Raw genomic sequence first — 19,294 nt, 5'->3', positions numbered from 1 at the left:
GAGCGCGCGACGTGTTTGATATCGGCTTCAGCGAACTGCTGCTGATCGCAGTGGTGGCCTTGGTGGTTCTCGGCCCGGAACGTCTGCCCAAGGCAGCGCGTTTTGCCGGGCTGTGGGTGCGCCGTGCCCGCAACCAGTGGGACTCGGTCAAGCAGGAGCTGGAGCGCGAGCTGCATGCCGAGGAGCTCAAGCGCAATCTGCAGGATGTGCGCCAGTCGATGCAGCAGGCCGAGGCCGGGCTGCGCGACCAGGCCGGGCAGGTGCGCGCCGAGGCCGATGCCTTCAAGCGCGAAGTTGAGCTGCCGGAATCGGCGGCCGAACGGGTGATTGAGCCGCGCACCATCGAGCCGCGGCCGATCGCCACGGCCGATGGGCAGGCAACCGCCGCTGCGGAGCCGGCCCCGCCGGAAGCGGACGCCGCGCCGGGCAGCCACGCTGTCACCGATCCCGAATTCAGCCGCAGCATCCCCCTGGATGATGTGCCGGTAAGCGCCGAGCCGGCTTCGGCAAGTCAGGAGCGGACGCCATGAGTGCGGCGGATCTGAACGAAAGCAGCCTGATCGAACACCTGATCGAGTTGCGCTCACGGGTGGTGCGCGCGCTGCTGGGCCTGGGTGTGGTGCTGCTGGCGTTGATGCCGTTCTCGCGCACCCTGTACACCCATCTGGCCACGCCGCTGATCTCGCAGCTGCCGGCTGGGCAATCGATGATTGCCACCAATCCGGCCGGTGCCTTCTTCGCGCCGCTGAAGCTGACCTTTTTTGCCGCGCTGTTCGTGGCGGTGCCGTGGCTGCTGTACCAGGCCTGGGCCTTTGTGGCACCGGCCCTGTATGCCCGCGAAAAGCGCCTGGCGCTGCCGCTGCTGGGCTCAGCGGTTGCGCTGTTCTATATCGGCTGTGCCTTCGCCTACTTCCTGGTGCTGCCGGCGGTGTTCCACTTCCTGACCACCTTCCGTCCGGAGGTGATCGCCATCACGCCTGATGCCAACGCCTACCTGGATTTCGTGTTGGCCATCTTCTTTGCCTTCGGTGCCAGCTTCGAGCTGCCGGTGGCGATGGTGATCCTGGTCCTGCTGGGCTGGGTGACCCCGCAGCAGCTGCGTGAAGGACGCGGTTACGCGATCGTCGGTATCTTTGTGCTGGCGGCGGTGCTGACCCCGCCGGATGTGGTGTCGCAGCTGATGCTGGCGATACCCATGTGTTTCCTTTATGAACTGGGCATACATGCGGCCCGTTGGCTGCAGCCGCGCGACCAGGGCAAGACCGCGGCACCCTGATTCAACCGTGGCAGGCGGTCGTCAGCAATCTGCGCTATTTTTCACTGAAAAGTTGCCGCGCGGACTGGCAGGCGTGGTGGCACCCCGGGGGACACCTGCATGACGCAAAAGAAAGAGAGCTGGATCAACAACGTGTCGCTGTTGAACAAGATGCTGGCGGCATTTGGTTTGTTCTTCCTGTGCTTCCTGGCCACCAGCGTGGTCAGCTATAGGACTTCGGGGCAGGATGATGCCGCGCGCAAGCGCGAGGCGGTGCAGCTTGAGGTCACCAACCAGATCGAAGACGCCATCCAGGCGGTGCGGCTGCAGCAGATAGCCATCCGCAATTATCTGCTGGGCGATGGTGAGCGGCAGATCGAGGCGCTCAGCCAACTGCGCGAGCGTCGTGATGCGGCCATTGAGGCGGCTGTCGTTGCTGCCGGTAGCGGTGACGTGGCCGAGCGTCTGCGGCGTACCCAACAGCAGGCCCGGACCTGGGACAGCGAGGTCATGGCGGTGCTGCGCCCGGCTGGTGACGCGGCGCCAAGAAGTCAGCTTGAGTTGCTGCACGCGGTCAGCAATGGCGGCCAGGGCAATGCCTTGGCCGAAACACTGGACGGCATCTACAACTCCGAAGTCAGCCTGATGTTGAATGATCGGGCGCAGATGAGTCGCTGGATCGGTCAGGCGCACGACCTGTCGCTGATCCTGCTGGTAGTCGGGCTGATGATCGTCATCGTTGTTTTGTGGTTGATTTCGCGGGTGATTGTCACCCCGATCAATCGCCTCACCGAAGAGATGACGCGGCTGGCCAGCGACGATCTGGAAATAGAGATCGATGGCCTTGGCCGCAAGGATGAAATCGGCGAGATGGCCCGCGCGATGGAGGTGTTCCGGCGCAACTCGGTGGCCTCACGTGATGCCAACTGGGTCAAGCTCAGCGTCGGCGAAGTCGGTGCCCAGTTGCAGACTGCGCAGACCCCGGATGAGTACGCGCAGGCGCTGGTGTCACAGATCGCGCCGCGCATCGATGCGCCGATCGGCGTGTTCTTTGCCTGGAGCGAAACCGAAAATCAGCTGCGCCTGCAGGGCAGCTACGGCTTCCAGCGGCGCAAGCATCTCGGCCTGCACTATGGGCTTGGCGATGGCCTGATCGGGCAGGCGGCATTGGAGCGCAAGCGTATCAGCGTGCAGCAGGTACCGGATGACTTCTTCGGCGTGCACTCGGCGCTGGGCGAAGCGCAGCCACGTCATCTGGTGGCAGTGCCGCTGCTGTTGAAGGATCGCCTGCTGGGCGTGTTCGAGTTCGGCACCTTCGGTCATTTCAACGCCACCCAGGAAGCCTTCATCGACGCAGTGCTGCCGACCGTGGCGCTGGGCCTGGACAATATCTGTCGCGCCGACGAGACCCAGCTGTTGCTGGACCACACCCGTGCCCAGGCCGAAGAACTGCAGGTGTCGCAGCTGGCCTTGCAGGCACAGGAAGAAGAGCTGCGCGCCACCAACGAAGAGTTGCAGGGCAAGACCGTCGAGCTGGAAGAGCAGGCCCAGCGGCTGTCCGCTTCCGAAGAAGAGCTGCGCGTGCAGGCCGAGGAACTGCAGGCCTCCAACGAAGAACTGCGGCAGAAGACCGAAGTGCTCAATGAACAGAAGGACGTGCTGCAGGTATTGCAGCGCGAGACCGAGTTCAAGGCGCAGGAGCTGGCGCGCGCCAGCCAGTACAAGACCGACTTCCTGGCCAATATGTCGCACGAGCTGCGCACGCCGCTCAACAGCCTGCTGATCCTGTCGAAGGAGCTGGCCGAGAACGAAAGCGGGCATCTGGACGTGGAGGAAGTTGAAGCCGCGGCGGTCATCCACGACTCCGGCTCCAACCTGCTGCGCTTGATCAACGACATCCTCGATCTGTCCAAGATCGAGGCCGGCAAGATGGACGTGCACCGCGAGGAAGTGAAGATCGATGCGATCACCCGCGAGGTGACGCGCCACTTCCGCCACATGGCGATGGAGAACCGCCTGGAGTTCGCCATCGACGTGGACCCGTCGATGCCCGACGCACTGGTCACCGATCGTTCCAAGCTGCAGCAGGTGCTCAACAACCTGCTCGGCAACGCCTTCAAGTTCACCCGCGAAGGTTCGGTGACCCTGCAGATGGCGATGGCCAACAGCGCCATGCTGACCCGCATCGGCGCGGCAGCCGAGGACCAGCATGTAGCGCTGAGCGTGCGTGATACGGGTATTGGCATTCCCGAAGAGCGTCTGGACTCGATCTTCGAGGCCTTCGAACAGGTCGATTCCAGCACCAGCCGTCACTACGGTGGCAGCGGTTTGGGGCTGGCGATCGCGCGGCGCCTGGCGCAGTTGCTGGGCGGGCAGCTGGTCGTCGATAGCGAACAAGGCAAGGGCAGCAGCTTCAGCCTGGTGCTGCCGCTGTTGTCGGCCGGCATCAACAGCGCCGTGGCCGCCAGCCAGGCGACCATCGAGCAGCGGCCAGCACCCACGCCGGGCCCGGCGCGCGCAGCTACCGCGCAGCTGATTGACTGGATTCCCGATGACCGCCACGCCATCGCAGCCGGCGAGACGGTGATCCTGACGGTGGAAGATGATCCGGCCTTCGCCCGCATCCTGGTCGACCTGATCCGCCGCAAGGGCCACCGCGCGCTTGCCGCTGCCGATGGCGAGAGTGGCCTGGAGCTGGCGCGCCGCTATCGTCCCACCGGCATCCTGCTGGACGTGATGTTGCCGGGCATGGACGGTTGGTCGGTGCTGCAGCATCTCAAGCATGACCCGGTCACCGCCGCCATCCCGGTGCATTTCATTTCCGCCGTCGATGAAGCCGCTCGCGGTGTTGCCCTGGGCGCAGTCGGTTACCTGACCAAGCCGGTGGATCGCAAGGCGCTGGTTGCCGCCTTCGACCATCTGCTGGATGTGGCCGGCAAGATCGTGCGCAAGCTGTTGCTGGTCGACGACGATCCGGATTCACGGCTGGCACTGACCCGCCTGCTGCAGGCGGACAATGTCGAGATCGACCAGGTCGCCTCGGGCGAAGAAGCACTGGAGCGCATCGCCACCCACAGCTACGACTGCATCGTGCTGGATCTCAACCTGGGCGGTATCTCCGGCATCGAGTTCCTGGAGAAGGCCGCCACCCTGGTGGCAGTGCCGCCGGTGGTGATCTACTCCGGGCAGGACCTGAGCCGCGAAGACAGCCTCAAACTGCGCCAGTACACCGACAGCATCGTGATCAAGGGCCAGCGTTCGCCCGAGCGCCTGCTCGATGAAGTGAGCCTGTTCCTGCACAGCATCGGCTCGCGCGGAGCCAACGCCACGCCGTCCGACGACAATAATCTGGGCGGCCGCCAGGTGCTGCTGGTCGATGACGACATGCGCAACCTGTTTGCTCTGTCCAAGTCGCTGCGCTCGCGCGGGGTGAATGTGTCGATGGCGCAGGATGGCTACAAGGCGCTTCAGCAGTTGGAGGAAAATCCGTCCATCGAGCTGGTGCTGATGGACATCATGATGCCGGGCATGGACGGCTACGAAACCACCCGCGAAATCCGCAAGCTGCCGCAATGGAGCAACCTGCCGATCATCGCCGTCACCGCCAAGGCGATGCATGGCGACCGCGACAAGTGCCTGGATGCCGGTGCCAATGACTACCTCACCAAGCCGGTTGACCTGGACAAGCTGTTGTCGATGATGCGCGTATGGCTGCAAAAGTAGGTCCCATCGCACCGCAACCCTTGCGCGATGACATCGACGACATCGAAGTCGATGCCTTCATCACCGCGATGTCGCGGCGGCATGGCTATGACTTCACCGGTTACGCGCCGTCCTCGCTGAAGCGGCGGGTGCTGGCGTTGGCGCATGGGTTGAGCCTGCCCAGTGTCAGCGAGCTGACCGCACGCGTACTGCGTGAAGACGAGATGGTGCCGCAGGTGATCGCCAAACTGTCGGTGCCGGTGTCGGAGATGTTTCGCAACCCGGCGGTGTTCCGCAAGTTGCGCGACGAAGTATTCCCGGTGCTGGCCTCGTACCCGCAGATCAATATCTGGCAGGCCGGTTGCGCGCATGGGCAGGAAGTGTATTCGCTGGCCATCCTGCTGAAGGAAGCCGGGCTGTACGACCGCTGCCAGATCTACGCCACCGACTTCAGCGATGAAGCGCTGGCCAAGGCGCAGGAAGGCATCTTCCCGATCCGTGATGCGCGCTTGTATTCGGAGAACTATCTGGCGGCCGGTGGCCGCCACACGCTGTCCGATTACTACCACGCCCGCTACGACTTCATGAAGCTGGACGAGCGGCTCAAGGAGCGGGTCACCTTCGCCAACCACAACCTGGTCTGCGACGGCGTGTTCACCGAGGCGCAGCTGATCCTGTGCCGCAATGTGCTGATTTATTTCTCCGACACGCTGCAGGACAGGGTGCTGGGCCTGTTCCGCAGCAGCCTCAGCCGTGGCGGTTTCCTGTGCCTGGGCAACCGCGAGTCGATCCGCTTCGCCCCCAGTGCGCGCGATTTCGTGCCGCTGGATGCCGAACTGCGGCTGTACCGCAACGCTGGTGGCCTACTGTGAAAACCGCGTCCGGGCGGCCTCCACAAGCCGTTGTGGTGGGGTGCTCGGCGGGCGGGCTTGCTGCCCTGCATCAATTGCTGGGCGGGCTGTCAGGGCCGCTGCCGGTGCCGATGGTGGTGGTCTGCCACAGCGGTTCGGAGGATATGCGGGTGTTCTGCGAGCTGCTGGCCAGCCGCAGTGGGCTGCCGGTGGAGGAGGCCGAAGAACGCCAGCTGCCCGAGCCGGGGCGGGTCTATGTAGCCCCGTCCGGCTACCACCTGCTGATCGAGCGCAACGGCCGTTTTGCCCTGAGCGTTGACCCCCGGGTGGCATTTTCACGCCCTTCGATCGATGTTCTGTTTGAATCTGCGGCCGAGGTCTGGCGCGAGCAGCTGCTGGCGGTGTTGATGACTGGAGCAAATTCCGACGGTGCCGAAGGGTGCGCGCGGATACGACGCTCTGGTGGCACACTGATCGTTCAGGACCCGGAAACGGCGCAAGTGGCTATGATGCCTGCCGCCGCACTGGAGCTGGCTGGCGCCGATCATTGCCTGCCGCTCCCCGAAATTCCCTTTTTGCTGGAAGCATTATGTTCGTGACCAAGCCGGTGGCAGTGCAGCGCCCCAAGATCCTGGCCGTAGATGACAACCCCGCCAACCTGTTGGTGATCCGCCGGGTGCTGGCCAAGCTCGACGTGGACGTGGTCGAGGCGGCCTGCGGCAACGATGCACTGAAGGCGACGCTGGACGACGAGTTCGCGCTGGTGCTGCTGGATGTCTACATGCCGGACATCAACGGCTTCGAAGTGGCCGAGATCCTGTCGCAGGAAGAAACCACCCGGCAGACCCCGATCATCTTCGTCACGGCGACGTATGCCGACGACGTGCATCGGCTCAAGGGCTATGGCTTCGGTGCGGTGGACTACATGGCCAAGCCGCTGGAAGCCACCATCCTGCTGTCCAAGGTGCAGGTGTTCCTGGAGCTGTACCGGCACCGGGTGGCACTGCGCGATGCATTGAGCGAGCTGTCCGAGCGCAACCGCCAGCTGGAAATCGAAGTCGAGCAGCGCAAACAGATGGAGCAGGAAATGCGCCATCTGGCCATGCACGACATGCTGACCGGGCTGCCCAACCGGGCCTTGTTCATGGACCGGCTGGAGAGCGCCCACCACCGCGCGCAACGCCATGGCGGCATGTTCGCGCTGGTCTATGTGGACGTGGACCGGTTCAAGGAGGTCAACGACACCTGGGGCCACGGTGCCGGCGATGCGGTGCTGATCGAGCTGGCCGCACGGCTGCGCGGTGCGCTGCGTGAGAACGACACGGTGGCGCGGTTGGGTGGCGACGAGTTCGCGCTGGTGCTGGAAGAGCTCGACGACATCAGCGATGCCCATCGTCTGATGGAGCGGGTGACGCAGTCGTTGCAGGCACCGATGCACTACCTGCGCGATGGCGAAGCACTCACCCTGGCTATCGCCGCCAGCATTGGCGTGGCCGCCTACCCAGCGGACGGTGCCGAGGTGGATGCCTTGCTGCATGCTGCCGACCAGGCCATGTACCTGATCAAGCGCAGCCGCGACACGGTGTGAAACAAAAAGGCCGCGCATCTCTGCGCGGCCTTGCTGCAAGCGATATGACCGTCTGGATCAGGCTTCGAACACGTGACCGTTGTTTACCGGCGGCGGGGTCGGGCCGGCGGCATCGGTTGGCGCCAGAATCTGCTTCCACGCTGCGTATACGGCGCCGGCGAAGACCGGCATCAGTATTGCCATAAGCAACAACTGCGCGATCGCCATGGCGGCGACCTGGCCGGCGATCAGGCCGATGAACAGCGCTACGATGATCACCGCGAAATAGATCGCGAAAATGGCAATGAACGCCAGCACGAAGAACACCAGCATCGCCGGCAGGTTGTGGATGCTGGCGCGCAGGCTTTCGCGCAGCGCGTGCATGCCACCGGAGCGCTCGAACATCACCTGCGGTGGCATCACGAACAGCGCAAGCGTCACGGCGACGAAGCTGGCGATCAGCAACAGCAGCCACAGCAGGATGCGCCCGGCCGGCAGCGTCGCCACCAAGGCCTCGATCTGCGCCGGGTCCGGCTGTGCACCGGATTGGCTGAGCTCATTGAGCTTGACCATCACCACCGACAGTTGCTGCAGGCCATCGGTGCCGACCAGCACCAGCAGCAGCGTGCCCAGCAGCAGCGCGGCAAACAGCTGCGGCAGCAGGGCGACCAGCAGATGTGGCGCGCGGCCTTCCTGTACGCCCTGCAGCAGGTGCGCAGGTTTGGCGGTCCGGCCCTGGTCGACCTCGCGGATCGCCCACAACATGCCGCCCATGAACAAGGGGCCGGCCAACAACAGCAGCAGCTGCACCACGGTGCCCAATGCCGGCACCAGCATCGACAGCGACAGCACCAGCGAAGTGCCGACGCCCCACAGGATGCCCAGCGAACCCAGTGCAAGCGGCGCGCGCTTGAGCAGGCCAAAACCGGTCAGCAGCCATTCCGCACCGGCAGAGGCCGGTACCTTGCGAATCTCGCTCATTGCAATTCCGAAACGGGGGAGTGCGTGGGCAACAGGCCGACGCTGGGCGGATTATCGCCTGAAACCCGGGTCGGGTTTATGAGGACAAAGTAACGGTGGGGTTTGCTCCCTCCCTTTCGCGCAGCGAAGGGGAGGAGTTGGCTCTGCTGTTGTCGGTAGGGCCGAGCCGTGCTCGGCAAGGGGCGTTACCGGAAAAGCCTCTGCCGAGCATGGCTCGGCACTACAGGTTGGATTGCCGGGAAAGCCTCTGCCGAGCATGGCTCGGCACTACATGTGGCTGGCCCGTCGGCCCTTGTGGGAGCGGCGTCAGCCGCGAAGGCCATGAAACGGCAGATTGCGGGCCTGCCCGTCATTGCACCATTGCCGGCTTCGCGGCTGAAGCCGTTCCCACAAAACAACAGCAGGTTCAATGCGTCTCGCGGCGCACATGCCGCACGAAGCGCCGCAGCAGCTGGCGGGCCAGCGGCGCGGCGCTGACCTCGCGGGCGACGCTGCGGGCACAGCCGCCATGACGGGCGATGCAGTCGGCGCGGGCGCGGACGTAGCCACGCATGTGATGGGTGGCGAACTCGGGATGGAACTGCAGGCCCCAGGCCTGCTCGCCCCAGCGGAAGGCGTGGCAGTTGTCCTGCACCGAGCGGGCCAGCACGGTGGCGCCTTCGGGCGCGCGCAGTACGGTCTGCAGGTGGGTGGCGTGGGCCGGGAAACTGGCCGGCAGGCCGGCGAACAGGGGGTCGGCCGAGGCAGGGGCTTCCAGCTCCAGCTGGATGGTGCCGGATTCGCGCCCGGCCGGGTTGTACGCCACTTCGCCGCCCAGCGCATGCGCAAGCAGCTGGTGGCCGTAGCAGATGCCCAACAGCGGCATGCCGGCATGGGCGGCGTCGCGCAGCCAGTCGGCGCTGCGCTCGCTCCAGTCGGCGCGGTCGGTGACGAAGGCGGCCGAGCCGGTGACGATGGTGGCGGCAAAATCGCCACGCGCCGGCAACTGCTCGCCGTGCTCGACGTTGACCACCACGGTGTCGGCCTCTTCCAAGCCGGCGGCCACGCGGATCCAGTGCGGGAAGCGGCCGTAACGGCGCAGGGTCGGGAACGGTTGCCCGGTTTCAACGATCAAGAACGGCTGGGACTTCATTCCGGCGGCGGCAGTACTGACAGGACTTCCTCGATTGTAGTCAGCCCTGCGGCCACCTTTTCAAGCCCGGTGCGGCGCAGGGTGCGCAATCCGTCGGCCGCTGCGGCCTTGCTGAATCCGGCCAGATCCATGTCGCGGGTGATCAGGGCGCGCAGCCGTGAACCCAGTGGTAGCAGCTCATACAGGCCGATCCGGCCCATGTAACCGGTGCGCCGGCACTCCAGGCAACCGACCGGCGCATATGCCGTGACCACATCTGGTAATGCTTCATGGGCATGACGTAGTGGTGCCCAATCACTGTCGCTCAAGCTGTCCGGCGTCTTGCAGTGCGGGCACAGGGTACGCACCAGTCGCTGCGCCAGCACGCCGTTGACGGTGGAGGCGATCAGATAGTGCGGCACGCCCAGATCGAGCAGGCGGGTGATCGCCGAGGGCGCGTCGTTGGTGTGCAGGGTGGACAGCACCAGGTGGCCGGTCAGCGAAGCCTGTACCGCCATCTGCGCGGTTTCCAGGTCGCGGATTTCGCCGATCATGATGATGTCCGGGTCCTGGCGCAGCAGGGTGCGCACGCCGGAGGCGAAGTCCAGGTCGATATTGGCCTGCACCTGCATCTGGTTGAATTCGGGCGCGATCATTTCGATCGGGTCCTCCACCGTGCACACGTTCACGTCCGGCGTGGCCAGGCGCTTGAGTGTGGAATACAGGGTGGTGGTCTTGCCGGAGCCGGTGGGACCGGTGACCAGCACGATGCCGTGCGGCCGCGCCACCAGCTCGTTCCAGCCGGCGGCTTCTTCCGGGCTGAAGCCCAGTTGCTCGATGCTCTTGAACGCCGAGTCCGGGTCGAAGATGCGCATCACGCACTTTTCGCCGAACGCGGTAGGCATGGTCGACAGGCGCATTTCCACCTCGCGGCCGCCCGGCGAGCGGGTCTTGATGCGGCCGTCCTGTGGGCGCCGGCGCTCGGCCAGGTCCATGCGGCCCAGCACCTTGACCCGGCTGATCACCGCGGTCATCACCGAGGGGGGCAGTTCGAACACCTTGTGCAGCACGCCGTCGATGCGGAAGCGCACCCGGCCCTTGTCGCGACGCGGCTCCATGTGGATGTCGCTGGCGCGCTGCTCGTAGGCGTACTGCAGCAACCAGTCGACGATGCTGACCACATGGTGGTCGTCGGCATTGACGTCACCGGCGCTGCCCAGCTCCACCAGCTGTTCGAAGCTGGGCGGGGTGATGCCGTTGCTGCTGTCACGGGCGTCGCTGCGCGCGCCGCGCACCGAGCGGGTGACGCCGAAGAACTCCATCGAATAACGGTGCAGGTCCAGCGGGTTGACCAGCACCATGTCGATGCGGCGGCGGGTCAGGTGCTGCAGGTCGGGTATCCAGTCGCGTGCCATCGGTTCGCTGGTGGCCACCAGCACGCGCTCGCTGTCCATACCCAGCGGCAGGATGCGGTGGCGGCGCGCATAGGCATGGGAGACCACGGCGGTGGCGCCGGACACGTCCACACGGGTCGGATCGATGCGCAGGTAGCGGGTCTGGGTGCGTGCGGCCAACCATTCGGTCAGGCGCTCCAGCCCCAGTTCGCCAGTCCCGCTTGTGGCAGCCAGCTTCAGGTTGGCCAGCAACACCAGCGGATGCACTTCACTGGCGTTGCGCGCGCCCTGGGCGGAAAAACGAATCCGCTCCTGGTCGTGCGCGGCCACCAGCCCGTCGGCCAGCAGGGCGCTGGCGATATTGGAAAACTGCAGCCTTCCCGGGGCGATAGCCACCTGCGGTGGCGGTGCCTGAGTCCCTTCCATAGCCGCGTTTTCCACCCCAAACCCCTTGCTGGCGCGGCCATCGCGCGGTCGGTCGCTATACTAACGCACCCCTTACGTACGGCTCAGGCAGCATGTCCGCGACTCCCCCCGTTTCGATTACCTTCCAGGGACTGATCCAGACCCTCAATGATTTCTGGGCGAAACAGGGCTGTGTCTTGATCCAGCCGCTGGACCTGGAGGTCGGTGCCGGCACCTTCCACCCGGCCACCTTCCTGCGCTCGATCGGCCCGGAAAGCTGGAATGCCGCCTACGTACAGCCCTCGCGCCGTCCCACCGATGGCCGCTACGGCGAGAACCCCAACCGCCTGCAGCGCTACTACCAGTACCAGGTGGCGATGAAGCCGAGCCCGGACAACATCCAGCAGCTGTACCTGGATTCGCTCAAGGCGCTGGGCATCGACCCGCTGGTGCACGACCTGCGCTTCGTCGAGGACAACTGGGAATCGCCGACCCTGGGCGCCTGGGGCCTGGGCTGGGAAATCTGGCTCAACGGCATGGAAGTCACCCAGTTCACCTACTTCCAGCAGGCCGGCGGCCTGGAGTGCAAGCCGGTGCTGGGCGAAATCACCTATGGCCTGGAGCGGCTCTGCATGTACCTGCAGAACTGCGACAACGTCTACGACCTGATCTGGACCTACGGCCCGGACGGCACCCCAGTCACCTACGGCGATGTCTACCACCAGAACGAGGTGGAGCAGAGCACCTACAACTTCGAGTACGCCGACGTGGAAGAAATGTTCCATCGCTTCGACGCCTGCGAGAAGGAAGCGCAGAAGCTGGTGGAAGCCGGCCTGCCGCTCCCGGCCTATGAACAGGTCTGCAAGGCCTCGCATTCGTTCAACCTGCTCGACGCACGCCGCGCCATCTCGGTGACCGAGCGCCAGCGTTACATCCTGCGCGTGCGCGCGCTGGCCCAGGCAGTGGCCAAGTTGTACGAGGCCAAGCGTCTGGATGCAGTCGCAGCGAAGGACGCCGTGGCATGAGCCTCGCCGGGATCGAGGGCCTTGCCAGTGTTGGCTATGTGAACTTCCTGGCCGGTATCGGGCTCGCTGCATGGGCGCGCGCAACCGGTCGCAGTGCGGTTCTGTGGCTGATCTTTGGCTGGCTGCTCGCCCCGGTCGCCGGACTGGTGATGGTGTTCCTGCAACGCCGCCCCGCGCCGGCATCTGAAGTTTCCGTATTCCCCCAAACTGGGCGCAGCGACCTGCTGTCGGTGCGCAAGGACGTCATATGAGTGAGATGAAACCGCTGCTGATCGAACTGGGCGTGGAAGAGCTGCCGGTCAAGGCGCTGCCGGGCCTGGCGCAGGCTTTCTTTGATGGTGTGATCGATGGCCTGGCCAAGCGTGGCGTGGCTTTCGAGCGTGGCGATGCCAAGCCGCTGTCGACCCCGCGTCGCCTGGCCGTGCTGTTGCCGGGCGTGGAAACCGAGCAGCCCGAGCAGCACTCGGAAGTATTCGGCCCGTACCTGAACATCGCACTGGATGCCAACGGCGAGCCGACCAAGGCGCTGCAGGGTTTCGCCGCCAAGGCCGGCATCGACTGGACCGCGCTGGAGCGCACCACCGACGCCAAGGGCGAGCGTTTCGTGCTGCGTTCGGTGACCCCGGGCGCGCAGACCGCCAGCCTGTTGCCGGAGATCCTGCGCGAAGCCATCGCCGCGATGCCGATCCCCAAGCCGATGCGCTGGGGCAACCACGAATACGCCTTCGCCCGCGCAGTGCATTGGCTGGTGCTGCTGCACGGCAATGACATCGTGCCGGCCGAGCTGCTCGGCTTGACGTCCGACCGCTTCAGCCGTGGCCACCGTTTCATGGCCGACAAGCAGGTGTGGCTGAGCAACCCGGCCGACTATGTTGAATCGCTGAAGGCCGCCAACGTGCTGGTCGATGCCGACGCGCGCCGCGAGCGCATCGTCGCCGAGGTCAATGCGGCTGCCACCCAGGCTGGCGGCGTGGCCCGCATCACCGACGACAACCTGGAGCAGGTGGTCAACCTGGTCGAATGGCCGGCGGCGGTGCTGTGCAGCTTCGAGCGCGAATTCCTGGCCGTGCCGCAGGAAGCGCTGATCGAGACCATGGAGATCAACCAGAAGTTCTTCCCGGTGCTCGATGCCGGCGGCAAGCTGACCGAGAAGTTCATCGGTATTGCCAACATCGAATCCAGGGACGTGGCCGAGGTTTCCAAGGGCTATGAGCGCGTCATCCGCCCGCGCTTCTCCGATGCCAAGTTCTTCTTCGACGAAGACCTCAAGCAGGGTCTGGCCGGCATGGGCGATGGCCTGAAGACCGTCACCTACCAGGCCAAGCTGGGCAGCGTGGCCGACAAGGTACAGCGGGTCAGCGCGCTGGCGCAGATCATCGCGCCGCAGGTGGGTGCCGACCCGGTGCAGGCCAAGCGTGCTGCCGAGCTGGCCAAGAACGACCTGCAGTCGCGCATGGTCAATGAGTTCCCGGAACTGCAGGGCATTGCCGGTCGCCACTACGCGGTTGCCGGTGGCGAATCGCCGTCGGTGGCACTGGCCATCGACGAGAGCTACCAGCCGCGCTTTGCTGCCGATGACATCGCACTGTCGCCGCTGGGCAAGGTGCTGGCGATCGCCGAGCGTCTGGACACGCTGGCCGGCGGCTTTGCTGCTGGCCTGAAGCCGACCGGCAACAAGGACCCGTTCGCGCTGCGTCGTAATGCGCTGGGTCTGGCACGCAGCATCATCGAGTCGGGGTTTGATCTGGATCTGCCGGCGTTGCTGGCTTCGGCCAATGCGGGCCTTGCCGAGCGCAAGGTGCAGGCCGATGCGGGCGAAATCTACGACTTCATCATCGACCGTCTGAAGGGCTATTACGCCGACAAGGGCGTACCGGCCACCCACTTCAACGCGGTGGCCGAACTGCGCGTGGCCTCGCTGTACGACTTCGACCGCCGCATCGATGCCATCGGCACCTTTGCCCAGCTGCCGGAAGCCGAGGCACTGGCCGCGGCCAACAAGCGCATCCGCAACATCCTGCGCAAGGCCGACGGTGCCATCCCGGCCATGATCGACCCGGCGCTGCTGCGCGAGCCGGCCGAGAGCGAACTGGCCGAAGCCGTCACCGCTGCCATCGACGACACCGGCACCGCGCTGGCGCACAAGGACTATGTGGCCGTGCTCGGCCGCCTGGCCCGCCTGCGTCCGCAGGTCGATGCGTTCTTCGACGCGGTGATGGTCAACGCCGATGACCTGGCCCTGCGCGGCAACCGGTTGGCGCTGCTGCGCACGCTGGGTGGCCGCCTCGGCAGCGTCGCTGCGATCGAACACCTGTCCAGCTGAGGCATGGACACCGGCGCCTCCTGGCAGTCCGCACAGGCCGCTCTGGCCCGGCGTGACATTCCGGAGGCGCAACGGCAGCTGCGTGCCGTGGTGGATCAGCAGCCCGCGCATGCTTATGCGCGGGTGATGTTGGCCGGCACCGTATTGGCGCAAGGGCGGTTGCGCGAGGCCGTGCAGCAACTGCAACAGGCTGCCGGCCTGGACTACCGCGACCCGGCGCTGCTACTGCGTGTCGCCCAGGCCTTGTTGCGCGTCGGCGACAGCGAAGGCGTGGCGCGGTTGATGCGCAATGCCTGCGTGGCCCGATGCAATGACAGCCCGACGTTGGCGGCCCTGGCCCACGTGCTGCAATCACTTGGATTGCATGCCGACGCCCTGCAATTGATGCGGCGTGCGGCGGCAGTGGGATTCGATAGCCCAGATTTCTATTATTTTCTTGGCGTGCAGCTGCAGTTCAATGGTGAGCTGGAAGCGGCCGAGCAGGCGCTGACGCATTGCCTGCAGCTGAATCCCGGCCACGGACGAGCTGCGCTGACGCGTGCACGCCTGCGCCGCTGGCGTGCGGACGACAACCATGTCGACGGCCTGCGCAGGCAGCTGCAGGCAACGGCAACGGACAGCGAAGACCTCGCAGCACTGTGGTTCGCGCTGTACAAGGAACTGGAGGACCTGGGCGATTTCCCCGGAGCGTGGGATGCACTGCGGCAAGGCAATGCCGCGATGTGGCGACGCCTGCGCCACGATCGCCTGGCCGATCATGCGCAGCACGAGGCGATCGCGCGGCTGGCGGCGGCTGGAACGTTCGCGGCAATCGAAACGGCGGATGAAGAGGATGGCGCGCAGCCCATCTTCATCATCGGCATGCCGCGCTCAGGCACCACGGTGCTTGAGCGCATGCTCGGCAATCATTCGCAGATCGCCTCTGCTGGCGAACTCGGCGACTTCGCCCAGCAATTGCGCTGGGCTGCCGACCAGGCCGGCCGCGCGCTGCTGGATGCTGCATTGCTGCAGGCACTGCCAACACTGGATTACGCTGCCGTCGGCACCGGCTATCTGCAGCAGACCCGTTGGCGTCTGGACGGGCAGCGCCGCTTCATCGACAAGCTGCCACCGAATTACCTGTTGGCAGGTCCCATCGCCCGTGCACTCCCCAAGGCCGTGATCGTCTACGTCAGGCGCGATCCCATGGCAGTGTGCTTCTCCAACTACCGCGCCATGTTCGGCGACTCCTATGGCTATAGCTACGATCTGGATGCCTTGGCCACGCACCATGCGGCACATACCCAGCTGATGCAGGCCTGGCAGCAGCATCTGCCAGGGCGCGTGCTGGAGATCGACTACGAAGCGATGGTGCACGACCCCGATGCGGCCTTGGCGCAGGTGCTGCAGCGCTGCGGCTTGGCAGCGGAAAGCGGCGGCAGTGACCTGACCCGCAATGCGGCCGCGACGGCCACCCTGAGCAGCGTGCAGGTGCGCGAGCCGGTACACGCACGCAACATCGACGAATGGCAGCGCTATGCCAACGCGCTCGCACCACTGCGCGAGCGCCTGCAGGACCGCGGATAGAACAGGAGCGGCCATGGCCGCTCCTGTCTAACTGCCTGACGGTTGCGTTTACTGGCTGCGACCAAAGCGCCAGTTCATCTCCAGCATGTACGACCGGCCATAGCCGTTGTAGTTGAAGACGTTGTAGTACGGATACGTGGTGTAGGTCCGGTCACGCGGTGGCCGCTCGCCGGTGAGGTTGTTGGCAGTGACGCTCAGTGAGACATCATCGGTTACCGCGTAGTCCACAGTCAGGTTGAAGGTAGTCCAGGCCTTGACCCGGCCGGCATTGTTGGCTGCATAGCCTTGGGTGGTGTCCTGGGCGGCGAAGTTGGGCGTACGCCCGTAGCGGATGCCATACAACGTCGTGGTCCAGTCGCCCATCTGCCAACCCAGGGTGCCGCTGAAGATGTTCTTGAACTCGGACGAGTAGTAGGGATTGCGCAGCAGATCGATCACCGGGTCTTCCGGATACTGCTGGCTCTCGTGCTTGAGGGTGACGTTGTAGCGAGCACCGGCCATGAAACTGCCCCAGCTGTCGGTGGCCCAGCGATAGTCCAGGTTGGCGGTGATGCCGCTGACATCCTCCTTGGCGACATTGATCGGATTTACCGCCACCGTATTGATCTGGTTGGGCTGTGGTGCATTTGCACCGGCGCGGCCAATGCGTTGCAGGGCATCGATGCAGGTCGGGGAGTTGGCATCCAGCTGGCCCTGGCGGCACGCCGATTCGTTGCGCAACAGCAGGTCCAGATCGAGATCGGCGACCTTGTTGTCGATCTTGATCCGGTAGTAGTCGGCGCTGACGGTGAAACTGCTGTTGGGTGACCAGACCACGCCACCGCCCCAGGACTTGGCTGTGATCGACTTCAACTCACCATTGCCGGAGCGGGAGCCACGTACCTGTTCGTCGTTGAGTGTGCACTGGCTGATCGGAACGCCAGGTTGTTCAGTGGCACAGCGGTAGTAGTCAGGGACGAAGGTATAGAAGCCGCTGTCGCCGGCAAACACATAGGCCATGTCCGGCGACTTGAATGCAGTGGCGTAGTTGGCGCGGAACAACAGCGAGTCGATCGGCCGGAACTCCAATGCGGCTTTCCAGGTGGCGCGCGAATCACTGCCGCCGCCATCGTTCTTGTAGTCGTCGTAGCGCCCGGACAGGCTGGCGGTGAGCTTGCTGAAGATCGGCACGCGCAGTTCCACCGCCGCTGCCCAGTTGTCGCGCTTACCCTTACCCTGGGTGCCGCTCAGGCCCCAGAACTGGTCGGTAACCACGCGCGTATCGGTGGGGTTGCTCCACGATTGCTGGCCGGCCTGCAGCACGCCGGCAAAGCCAACGTCGCCAGCGGGCAGGGTAAACAGCGAAGTATTGGTGAACTGCAGGTTGACGTTCTGTGTCCAGGTCTTGGACTTGGTGCGGATCTCGCCCTGGAAGCTGCGGTACTGCTCCGGGGTCAGCGCCTGGTAGAAGCCGGCATCGTTCGGCTCGTAGATCGGATAGCCGTAGTAGTCACCCAACTGCGGGCCGAGGAAGTGCTCGCGGAAGAAGTCTTCCATCTTGTCCTTCAGCGGCCACCATTGGCGGCTGTCGATGTGGTATTCGGAGCGGGCGTAGTAGGCGTTGTAGTCCCAGTTCGACTGTCCCACCGCGCCCTTGATGCCAAGCGCGACGTTGTAGGAGTCGGCGGTCTGGCGCTCGTTGTTGAAGTTGAGGTCACCGGTTTCCTCCGGTGAGAAGATGCGCTGGTAGCTTTCCAGGTCGCCGGTGAGATTGTTGAAGATGTAGCCGCTGGTATCCAGGGACGGCTGCCAGAAACGGGAGCCGGAGTTGCTCTCGTTCTTGGTGCGGTTCATCAGCAATGTGGCGTAAAGGTCGGTGCTGTCATTGAGCGCGAAATTGAGGTTGGCATAACCCGAGGCGCTGCGTTCCTTGTTGAGGATGGTCGAATAGCCGGGCTCATAACGGCTGCCGCAATAGTTGCCGCGGCCCGGGCGGGTGTCATAGATCGTGGTGCCCCCGAACAGGCCCGCCAGCGGTGCACACGCCGCCGCGCCCGGATCGACATAGGCGCCGTTGCTGCGGTTGTGCACGAAGGTGCGGCTGCCATAGTGTGCAGCGGCGTTCGGGCTGTCGTTGGTTGAGTCGAAGTCCTTGCGGTTGAAGCCGTAGATCGGGTCCTGATTGCTCAGCTGCAGGCCTGCGGTCAGGTCGAGCTTGCCCCAGCTGTGGCCGCTGGTCAGCTGGAAGCGCTGGTTTGCGCCGCCGCCACCGTCGTAGCTGCCCATTCGGAAACTCATCTCGGTACCGTCAAGCTGCTTTTTCAGGATGATGTTGACAACACCGGCGATTGCGCTGGAGCCGTAGATCGAGGACTGGTTGCCGGGGGCGATGTCGATGCGCTCGACCATCGACGTTGGAATACTGGCGAGGTCGACGAAATTGCTCTGGCCGTTATAGAGCAGCGGGTAATCGGCCATCGGCCTGCCGTCGATCAGCACCAGGGTGAAGCCCGGGTCCAGGCCGAGCAAGCTGATGGGTTTGGCCGCCGAGGTGAAGCCGCCGGAGAACTGGCTGTCCTGTACCGCGCCGGTCGCCAATGGCTGCGAGCGCAAGACCTCGTAGACATCCTTGAAGCCCTGCTTCTGGATGTCCTGGGCGGTGATCGAGGTGATGGGGGTGGCTGTCTCGACCTGCACCTGTGGGATCAACGAGCCGGTGACGGTGATCTTGTCGAGGGTCTCAACGTTTCGCTTGTCTGCCTCGCTCTGGGTTTGGGCGAAGGAAAGGGACGAATACGCGGCAATGGCGGTGCATACGGCTGCGCTGAGGAGTTGTCGTTTCATCATGGGTACCTGGACTTGTGGAAGTGCCTGGACCCAGTCAACCGGCCGCTCCCTACTGGCAGCGCACTAACCCGGGACAGCATCACCACGTGTTCTAGGAACCGGAGCGGCTGGGTGTTTCACGATAATTTAACTGCACCCGTCAAGATGGCGTGATGATCCGTACAGCGCGGTGGAGGCGAGGGAATCGAATGTAGTGGCCGGCCCGGCGCGGGGGGGGGGGTGCCGGGGCGGGCGCGGCCCCGCAAGGCTCGGGCCCAAACACGCCCCCCCCCCCCCGGGGGGCGGGGG

Annotated in this window: 14 protein-coding genes; 10 read left to right on the top strand and 4 right to left on the bottom strand. The window is 64.8% G+C overall.

Annotated features, from left to right (window positions below; translation table 11 throughout):
- Positions 1–11 precede the first annotated feature (11 nt).
- From tatB to ACVOMF_RS12000, 6 genes are all read left to right on the top strand, one after another.
- Positions 12–530 (top strand): Sec-independent protein translocase protein TatB, encoded by a 519-nt coding sequence (tatB, locus tag ACVOMF_RS12025; RefSeq protein WP_481509496.1) that lies wholly within the window; start codon positions 12–14, stop codon positions 528–530.
- On the top strand, positions 527–1,276 hold the full coding sequence (tatC, locus tag ACVOMF_RS12020; protein WP_481509495.1) for a twin-arginine translocase subunit TatC: 750 nt from the start codon (positions 527–529) through the stop codon (positions 1,274–1,276). The genes tatB and tatC overlap by 4 nt, the downstream gene beginning before the upstream one ends.
- Positions 1,277–1,375: 99 nt before the next feature.
- Entirely contained in the window at positions 1,376–4,978 is a 3,603-nt protein-coding gene (locus ACVOMF_RS12015; protein WP_481509494.1) for a response regulator, read from the top strand.
- Positions 4,963–5,829, top strand: a complete 867-nt coding sequence (locus ACVOMF_RS12010; RefSeq protein WP_481509493.1) for a CheR family methyltransferase — start codon at positions 4,963–4,965, stop codon at positions 5,827–5,829. Before ACVOMF_RS12015 ends, ACVOMF_RS12010 begins: the two co-directional genes overlap by 16 nt.
- Positions 5,826–6,407, top strand: a complete 582-nt coding sequence (locus ACVOMF_RS12005) for a chemotaxis protein CheB (protein WP_481509492.1) — start codon at positions 5,826–5,828, stop codon at positions 6,405–6,407. The genes ACVOMF_RS12010 and ACVOMF_RS12005 overlap by 4 nt, the downstream gene beginning before the upstream one ends.
- Positions 6,398–7,396: a diguanylate cyclase domain-containing protein gene (locus tag ACVOMF_RS12000; RefSeq protein ID WP_481509491.1), complete on the top strand. Its 999-nt coding sequence runs from the start codon at positions 6,398–6,400 to the stop codon at positions 7,394–7,396. Before ACVOMF_RS12005 ends, ACVOMF_RS12000 begins: the two co-directional genes overlap by 10 nt.
- Before the next feature lie 57 nt (positions 7,397–7,453).
- On the opposite strand, the gene ACVOMF_RS11995 is transcribed toward ACVOMF_RS12000, so the two are convergent.
- The 3 genes from ACVOMF_RS11995 to ACVOMF_RS11985 form a co-directional block, all read right to left on the bottom strand.
- A complete protein-coding gene (locus ACVOMF_RS11995; protein WP_481509490.1) occupies positions 7,454–8,356 on the bottom strand; it encodes a BPSS1780 family membrane protein in 903 nt (300 codons plus the stop codon).
- 406 nt (positions 8,357–8,762) lie between these two features.
- The gene (locus ACVOMF_RS11990; RefSeq protein WP_481509489.1) at positions 8,763–9,488 is read right to left on the bottom strand and encodes a glutamine amidotransferase; all 726 of its coding nucleotides are present in this window, start codon (positions 9,486–9,488) and stop codon (positions 8,763–8,765) included.
- The gene (locus ACVOMF_RS11985; RefSeq protein WP_481509488.1) at positions 9,485–11,287 is read right to left on the bottom strand and encodes a GspE/PulE family protein; all 1,803 of its coding nucleotides are present in this window, start codon (positions 11,285–11,287) and stop codon (positions 9,485–9,487) included. The genes ACVOMF_RS11990 and ACVOMF_RS11985 overlap by 4 nt, the downstream gene beginning before the upstream one ends.
- A gap of 92 nt (positions 11,288–11,379) precedes the next feature.
- Here ACVOMF_RS11985 and glyQ point away from each other — a divergent pair, with 92 nt between their 5' ends.
- From glyQ to ACVOMF_RS11965, 4 genes are read left to right on the top strand one after another with little or no spacing between them, the layout of a single operon-like run.
- The gene (gene glyQ / locus ACVOMF_RS11980) at positions 11,380–12,291 is read left to right on the top strand and encodes a glycine--tRNA ligase subunit alpha (protein WP_481509487.1); all 912 of its coding nucleotides are present in this window, start codon (positions 11,380–11,382) and stop codon (positions 12,289–12,291) included.
- Positions 12,288–12,542, top strand: a complete 255-nt coding sequence (locus ACVOMF_RS11975; protein WP_481509486.1) for a hypothetical protein — start codon at positions 12,288–12,290, stop codon at positions 12,540–12,542. The genes glyQ and ACVOMF_RS11975 overlap by 4 nt, the downstream gene beginning before the upstream one ends.
- Entirely contained in the window at positions 12,539–14,614 is a 2,076-nt protein-coding gene (gene glyS / locus ACVOMF_RS11970) for a glycine--tRNA ligase subunit beta (RefSeq protein WP_481509485.1), read from the top strand. Before ACVOMF_RS11975 ends, glyS begins: the two co-directional genes overlap by 4 nt.
- A 3-nt stretch (positions 14,615–14,617) precedes the next feature.
- Positions 14,618–16,180, top strand: a complete 1,563-nt coding sequence (locus ACVOMF_RS11965; protein ID WP_481509484.1) for a sulfotransferase family protein — start codon at positions 14,618–14,620, stop codon at positions 16,178–16,180.
- A 48-nt stretch (positions 16,181–16,228) separates the two neighbouring features.
- On the opposite strand, the gene ACVOMF_RS11960 is transcribed toward ACVOMF_RS11965, so the two are convergent.
- A complete protein-coding gene (locus tag ACVOMF_RS11960; RefSeq protein WP_481509483.1) occupies positions 16,229–19,003 on the bottom strand; it encodes a TonB-dependent receptor in 2,775 nt (924 codons plus the stop codon).
- Between the last annotated feature and the right edge of the window lie 291 nt (positions 19,004–19,294).

This window comes from Stenotrophomonas sp. STEN022 (genome assembly GCF_056760155.1).
Note: the sequence above shows the minus strand (reverse complement) of the source record. Positions and strands in the feature narration are given on the sequence as shown.